At 61.2% G+C, this 6,639-nt stretch carries 10 protein-coding genes; all 10 read right to left on the bottom strand.

Annotated features, from left to right (window positions below; translation table 11 throughout):
* Positions 1 to 79 precede the first annotated feature (79 nt).
* The 10 genes from AC07OO_RS25260 to AC07OO_RS25305 all read right to left on the bottom strand — a co-directional run bounded on the left by AC07OO_RS25260 (position 80) and on the right by AC07OO_RS25305 (position 6,561).
* Positions 80 to 346, bottom strand: coding sequence for a hypothetical protein (locus AC07OO_RS25260; protein WP_495084937.1), 267 nt, complete (start codon positions 344 to 346; stop codon positions 80 to 82).
* Positions 343 to 783 (bottom strand): hypothetical protein, encoded by a 441-nt coding sequence (locus tag AC07OO_RS25265; protein ID WP_495084938.1) that lies wholly within the window; start codon positions 781 to 783, stop codon positions 343 to 345. Before AC07OO_RS25265 ends, AC07OO_RS25260 begins: the two co-directional genes overlap by 4 nt.
* A 252-nt stretch (positions 784 to 1,035) precedes the next feature.
* Positions 1,036 to 1,278 carry a hypothetical protein gene (locus AC07OO_RS25270; RefSeq protein ID WP_495084939.1) on the bottom strand — a complete coding sequence of 81 codons (243 nt, stop codon included), beginning with the start codon at positions 1,276 to 1,278 and terminating at the stop codon, positions 1,036 to 1,038.
* Positions 1,275 to 1,625 carry a DUF4031 domain-containing protein gene (locus AC07OO_RS25275; protein ID WP_495084940.1) on the bottom strand — a complete coding sequence of 117 codons (351 nt, stop codon included), beginning with the start codon at positions 1,623 to 1,625 and terminating at the stop codon, positions 1,275 to 1,277. The genes AC07OO_RS25270 and AC07OO_RS25275 overlap by 4 nt, the downstream gene beginning before the upstream one ends.
* Positions 1,622 to 1,933, bottom strand: a complete 312-nt coding sequence (locus AC07OO_RS25280) for a hypothetical protein (protein ID WP_495084941.1) — start codon at positions 1,931 to 1,933, stop codon at positions 1,622 to 1,624. Before AC07OO_RS25280 ends, AC07OO_RS25275 begins: the two co-directional genes overlap by 4 nt.
* Positions 1,930 to 2,286, bottom strand: coding sequence for a hypothetical protein (locus tag AC07OO_RS25285; RefSeq protein ID WP_495084942.1), 357 nt, complete (start codon positions 2,284 to 2,286; stop codon positions 1,930 to 1,932). Before AC07OO_RS25285 ends, AC07OO_RS25280 begins: the two co-directional genes overlap by 4 nt.
* A complete protein-coding gene (locus AC07OO_RS25290) occupies positions 2,283 to 2,798 on the bottom strand; it encodes a hypothetical protein (protein ID WP_495084943.1) in 516 nt (171 codons plus the stop codon). The genes AC07OO_RS25285 and AC07OO_RS25290 overlap by 4 nt, the downstream gene beginning before the upstream one ends.
* Positions 2,795 to 4,831 carry a ParB/RepB/Spo0J family partition protein gene (locus AC07OO_RS25295; RefSeq protein WP_495084944.1) on the bottom strand — a complete coding sequence of 679 codons (2,037 nt, stop codon included), beginning with the start codon at positions 4,829 to 4,831 and terminating at the stop codon, positions 2,795 to 2,797. The genes AC07OO_RS25290 and AC07OO_RS25295 overlap by 4 nt, the downstream gene beginning before the upstream one ends.
* A gap of 6 nt (positions 4,832 to 4,837) precedes the next feature.
* A complete protein-coding gene (locus AC07OO_RS25300; RefSeq protein ID WP_495084945.1) occupies positions 4,838 to 5,941 on the bottom strand; it encodes an RNA-directed DNA polymerase in 1,104 nt (367 codons plus the stop codon).
* 257 nt (positions 5,942 to 6,198) lie between these two features.
* Positions 6,199 to 6,561, bottom strand: coding sequence for a four helix bundle protein (locus AC07OO_RS25305; RefSeq protein ID WP_495084946.1), 363 nt, complete (start codon positions 6,559 to 6,561; stop codon positions 6,199 to 6,201).
* Positions 6,562 to 6,639: the final 78 nt, after the last annotated feature.

Below are 6,639 nucleotides of genomic sequence, written 5' to 3' on the forward strand. Positions count from 1 at the left end.
TGCGCTAGGGATAGTTAATGTATACCACTCGCACAGACGTAAAAAAGCCCGCTAGCTGCGGGCTTTTTTGTGCTGATCGTTAGCGGGAATTGAACGGCTGATATTGGTACTCAAACCACTGGTCATTACCTAAGCCGATCATTTCAATCGTCGACCTACGATCCGTTGATTTGTAGAACGCAGTCAGTTTGTAAATGTTCGAGAGAGCTGGAAGGGGTGTCTTAACCACATCGACCAGGTAGAACTCAGTTCCCAGGATGTTGACGAACTGGCCCTCTGTGGCGAGTAGACGCGCGCACTCGGCGTGGACTGATCGTTCTTCCAGAAACTTGACGTGCAGGCTCATAGGGCAATAGGAAGCAGGCCTGTGTCGCGGATCATGGACGGCAGCTGATCGAAGTGCCAGGGTGTTGCGTTGTGGGTTGCGATGCGGTAGGTCTTCTGGTCGTGGACATAGTTCTGCACGATGTACAGCTGCCGCGCAGACCTCTTGCCCGGGTCGGCCCATTGGATCGACCTCACGCATTCCTCGACCATTAACACCGCGCCATGGGCCAAGCCGCTGAGTAGCAGGCATTGAATCTGTCCGGGCGGCATCACCTGGACGGTTGGAGCCGAGTTCAGGATATCCTCCAGCTCGTCGGCGCATTCCTCGATCGCGCAGCCGGCTATGCCTGAATCCCTATCGCTGCTGCCAACGGTGTCGGTCCTCCAATCCGCCCGCCACTTGGCGATCAGGGCGCGCAGTTGCTCATCAAAAGACCTGGGTGTCGTTGCCGGCATTGCTGTGCTATCGCTTACCACTATTTGCTCCAAGCTTTGGCCATATTGACAGCAGACTGGTCGCCGGGATTGTTCGATGCACAACTACCACCTTGCGCGCGACGTAAAACCCGCATTGCTTACCGTCAGGAGTCGGCCATATGTGGTTCCCGCCGTAGTAGCCTGAGCCAGACGTGTGCTCACAGGTGGCTTTGGCCTCGCAATTACCGCCTGTGCAGATTGGCCCAATGTTGGTGGGGAAGTTTACTTCTCTCATTTGATTGGTTCGCTATTCACTCGCAGGAAGCCCTGGCCTTTGAGGTAGTTGCGGTAGCAGTTCAACGCCACCGCCTCGGCCTCCTTGGCCACCTGGTCGCCGGCAGCGATGACGTGGCCGGCATCGTCCAGGATGGCCAGCCTAGCTGGCTTGCCGTTGACGGTGACGCGTAGGCCTTCGTGGGACACTGCGCTGATCACCACGCCAGCGATGGCGCCTTCGGGCTGTGTGCCGATCATGTTTGGGCTCCCAGTTTGTTGACTTGCTTGCGAGTGGCTGTGAAGTTCACCAGCCAATCGACGGCGGTAGAGGGTTCGCCGAGTTGGCCAGTGGCCCTGCGCCTGGCGTTCATTGCTCCGGCTTGTCTCCATGTGATCTCGATCGCGCCAGCCTGCACCGCGAGGGCGCGCTTTGAGAGGGCTATGTCGTAGTGGCTGCCGCTGGTCTTGGCAGGGCTTTGCCACCAACGCCTGGCCACGCCAATGCGGTCGGCCATTGCGTGCAGCTCAGTGTCGGTGTCGGCCAGCATGTGGCACATCACCATGCGGCCATAGGCGGCTTTCATGTCGTCAACGTAGACGGTCAAAATGGCACCTCGTCGGCTTCTTCGCCCACCAGGAATAGCCGGGCTTCGCGTCGTTTTGCAAAGACCTTGCCGCCCAAGGTGATGTGCGATGGCAGGTCGAGGGTCTTGGCCACGGCCTGAACCTCAAACACTGCGAACTTGTAGTCGGGGCTCAACTTGGCCAGCCGCTTGGCTTCTTCCTCGGCGACCTCGCGGCTGGGCTGCAGCGTTGTGGATCTGTTGTCCATAGGGATGCGCTTGCCGCCACCGTAGGCATCGTCCCAACTGTCGACATCGTTGATGCAAAGGATGACGCAGGGATTGCTCATGCTGCAGCCCTCCGAATAGGCCGCCGGCGCAGAGGAATACGCCGCCCGCCCGTTGTGCGCATTTGGCGCTCTTGCATGGCGTGTAGCTCGGCAAAGGTCTGCACGGCGTCCAGCTCGTGCAGGGCCAGGGGCGTGGGTTGCCAGCCGGTGGACTGGCGGGCGCGTGCCTGGATGTCTTGCAGCGCCAGGTCAGCGCAGGCCAGGTGGCCTTTGATGCCTGGCAGCACGCCCTGCCGGGTCAGCTGCAGCGCGGCTTCCACGCGGTTGGCCACCAGCTCCCATTGCTGTTCGCTGGCCACGCCGGCACGCAGGGCGGCAAATGAGGAGGTGAATTGGTCTGTGGCGGTTTTCATGCGGCCACCGCGTCGGGAGTCACTTCATGGCGCAAGATGCTCCCGGCCAGGCCATTGGCCTCGACCCATGCGTCAGCGAAAGTGGGGTTTTGAAAGTCCCGGTCCTCGGCCGCTATCTCCACGGCACGGTCCAGGGCCAGGGCGTAATCGGTCTGCCAGCGGTAGCCTTGCAGGCACATGGCCTGTATGGTGCGCAGGGCGCCATGCAGCTGGCGTACCCAGGGCTGCTGGTGGCCATACTGGCGGGCGCCGGCCTCGCACGGCGTGCCGATCACCACGGCAAGCTTGGCTAGAAGCTCGGTGGCATCGTCGCCTGCCTGTGCGCTGAGCATGCTGATGCGTACCGTGAGCAGCTGGTCGCTGAACTCTGCCTGCGCCAGCTTCGCCTGGCTCTCTTCGGCCGCCCGTTTGCATGCCTTGGTGATCGGGTTTGACTCCATGGCCAGCATGCGCCGTTTACGCTGGCTAGAAAGGTGGTGGGATTTGGTCGGATGGAAAGAACGCTTGATCACGATTGCACCTCCAGCTCGCCAGGCTCAAAGCAGCGGGTATCGCGCCCCACCTTCACATCCAGCTCTTTGCCACCGATGTCGAAGCCGGTGATGGTGCCGGTCTTGCCGGAGTATTTGTCGTGCTTCATGCGCAGTTTGTCGCTGTTGGTGGTGATGCGCACGGTTTGGCCGATGGCAAAGGCGGGGTGCTTGCCCTTCGCTTTTGCAGGCCCGGTGGGCGGCGCGACCGCGTCAGCGGAAGCCGCCCCTTCCAGGCTTTGCATCGCGGTAGCGATGCCTGATAAAGCTTCCTCGGGCGTTGTCTTACGGGTTTGCGCAGCGGGGGTCGGCTTGGGCTTTTTGGCTTTGCCAGGTGAAGTGGGTGGCTGCGCCAGCGGGGCGGTCGTGGTGGGGGCTTTTTGGGCCTCGATCTTGGATTGCAGCTCCTTGATTTCGTCTGCGAACTCGGCCTTTACCGAGGCCTTGGCCTGCTTGGCTGCGGCCTTGGTGTCAACATCGAACTCTTTTACCAGCACAGGCAGCAGTAAAGCTTCGCTGTCCTGGGATAAGTGGTAGTCCGCCTGAAGCTCGCATATGACGAGGGCGCGGCACAGGTTTGCTGTGGTTGTGGCGCGGATGTGCATGGCAAGGCCGTCTTGTTCATCCTCGCCATCAGCGAAGGTGTAGCCCAGAGCCAGTGCCAGGGTTTCTTCGTCAACGTCGTAGTTGTCCAGCTTGGTGAGCAGGATGCCGCGTAGCAGATCGCCCGTGCGGATCAGCTCCAGTGCGGAACTATCGTCCAATGCGCGGACTTGCTCGATGCAGGCGTTGAAGATATTCCGGTGGGTTTGGGACTCGGTCTTTTGGGTGACGGTCTTCTGCAGGCGCTCCAGGTCGGCAGCCGGGTCTCTGGTTAGGTGGACTTGGCCGGTTGTTGGTGAGTGAGTGAAGCCTTTGCTGATAAGCACCGCGTCGGTCTGTTCGGATGGAACCAGCTCCAGCATTTCTTGGGTGCGCGGGTGGACGAATAGGATGGGCTCTGGTGCGTCGGTGCCCAACACCTCGCCTAGCGTCTTGACCTTTTCGCCTTCCTGGCCCAGGTCGGGGCGCAGCTTGCCCAGGTTGTAGTAGTCAAGAGGGGCGGTGCGGTACTGATTGCCATCCATCAGCTCCAATGCTTCTTTGCCCTCCACGATGCGCATGCCCTTGGCCTCGGCTTTCTTGCGGAGCTGGGCGCGGTGGGCTTCTTCTTTGCTGTGGTAGCAGTCTGGGTCTGTGCAGAGGTCTGGGCTGTCCACATCGGCAAATATGTCGGGGGCGGCGCCCGTGCGCTTAGGGCAGTTGGTGCAGTTGCCAGCGTCTTTGACCAGGCGCGAGTCGCTGAGGCTGAAGATGGCGTGCTCCAGCTTGAGCATGACGTTGTCGCGCAGCCAGTTTTGCAGCGACCGGACGCTGGGCAGGTCGGCCGGGTAGCCTTGCATGGTGGTGGCGTGGGTCAGCGCCTTGAGCTGCAGCTTGCTGTCGGGGATGCGGGCGATCAGCGTAGCGCGGCTGGCGTCGATCTTGCCTTCGCGCAGGGCCTGTTTGCATTCTGTAGACAGGTCGAGCAGCTTGAGGCGGTTGTAAACATGGGTGCGGCTCTTGCCGATCTCGGTAGCCACCTGGTCAGCGGTGAGGCCGTCCATGGTCATGAGGGCTTGGAAGCCTTCGGCTTCTTCCAGCTCGGTCAGGTCGTCGCGCTGCAGGTTCTCCACGATCTGGATCTTGCGCACCTGGTCGTCGGTGAGGTCGCGGACCATAGCGGGTATCGTCTTTGCGCTGGCCATCTGGCTGGCCCGCAAGCGGCGCTCGCCGCAGACCAGTTCAAACTCCACGCCGCGGCCAGTCTCTGCGACACGGCTGCCTGGCAATGGCCGCACCAGCACCGGTTGGTGTACACCGCTGGCCTTGATGCTTTCAGCCAGCTCGGCCAGCTTGACAGGGTTAAAGGACTTGCGCGGGTTGGTGAGGCTGGCAACGACCTTGGTCAGCTTGAGGATTGCGAATTCAGACATGGTGGGTCAACCTTTCTTGCGGTAAATCTTGGTGATGTCGCCATGCACCACGTGGCCGCGCTGCAGCATCAGCTTGGCCAGGCGGGTGCGGTCGTGGTGGCTGTGGGTGGCTTGGTCCAGCAGGCCGAAGTAGCTGTTAGCGGACTGGTGCAGATCTGCGGCGGGCATGTCCTGCAAGCGGTCCATGGCCACGTGCACGGTCTTGCGGCGGGTGATACGGCGCCAGGGCTTGATCAGGTGGCCCACGAAGTCAATGCCGCGCGCCACGGGCTGCAGGATGGTCTTGCGCGGGTTGAGCTGCAGGTGCAGCTCGGTCAGCTTGGCCTCGATCTGCAGGCGTGCCTGGTTGAGCCACTGGGGGCTGTCGTGCAGCAGGATGAAGTCATCGACATAGCGCACGTACGTAGGAGCGCGCAGGGTGTGCTTGACGAACTGGTCCAGGTCATCCAGCAGCACGTTGGCAAAGAACTGGCTGCTGAGGTTGCCAATGGGCAGGCCGTGGCCATCTGCGGCGTTGAACAGGCTCTTGTAGGGTGGCACCAGGGCCAGCTCAGCGCGGGTGCCACGCACCTCCACCTGGTCGCGCGGGTCGTGCATGAGGATCACATCGGCCAGCGACATCCACCACGGTTCTGTCACCTGGCGCTGCAACTGCTCTTGCAACACTGGCTTGTAGATGCTGACAAAGAAGTTGGCCAGGTCGCACTTTTGGTAATGAGCTGGGCGGCTCCAGTTGCGGGTGTAGCTGCGCACTTGGTGCTCCAGCCGGTCGGCTGCGTACAGGGTGCCTCGGCCGGGAATGCAGGCGCAGCTATCGGCCACAAAACGGGCGTGGAAGCGCGGTGCAATGTAGTTGTAGAGCACGTGGTGGACGATGCGGTCTGTGAACCGCGCAGCCCATACCTCGCGCGGCTTGGGATGGGTGATGACGAAGCAGATGGAGGGACCGGGCGCATAGGCGCCAGAGGCCAGCCGTTCGTATAGGTCGTATAGGTTGTGCTCGGCTCGGGCCTCGAAAGCCAGCGCGCTGGCGCTATTGCGCTTGGTGCGCCGACAGTCGAGGTAACCTTGTACAACCCGCTGGAACAGGAGTGGATCTGCGGACGGCAACAACCGAGCCTTCGTAGCTCTTGTGGTTGTTGTTCTGGTTGCCGTTGTTGAAGTTGCAATTCCAGGCGTAGGAAGCGTACCTATCGCGCTAGTAACGCTACCCACCCGAAGGCCCTGGGGGGCGATCAGGGGGGCGGCTGCACCGGACCAGGCCTGCGCTGGCGCAGCGGTATCCGCGGTGTGCATGTCGGTGGCCTTGTGGACCAGCGGCGCGACCAGATTCACATGATTGCGCACGGGTATGAGGGCCTTGACCGTCATACTGCAGGCGCCCTGTTCGCTGTCTTGAGCCAGCCGCCGGCCTGCTTACCGATACTGCCCAACAGCTCGATGGAATTTGCCCAAATGTCCCTCGAAATGTATTTTGCGTCGAAGCTGACACGCAACAAGACCGTGATGGCCCGTTGTTGGGTTAGCAACTGGCTAATGTATTCAGCGCGTTCTTCACGCTGGCTGGCATTTGCCAGAGCCATCAGGTCCAGAATCTTCACGCAGTGTTGGGTGATCGTTTCGCCCAGCGCACGTTTGACGGTGCGCGGCATTTGCACCTGGGCGTCTATGGCGAGGCCAAGTAGACGCACGCCGGTGCGGTAGATCGGTAGATCGGTGTGCAGTGCCATGTGGTGTGGCTCAGATCAGAAGGATTGAAGGACTAAGCGGTGACGTGAATGCGGCGGACGGCAACAACCGAGCCTTCG

This window comes from Rhodoferax sp. GW821-FHT07G04 (assembly GCF_059418585.1).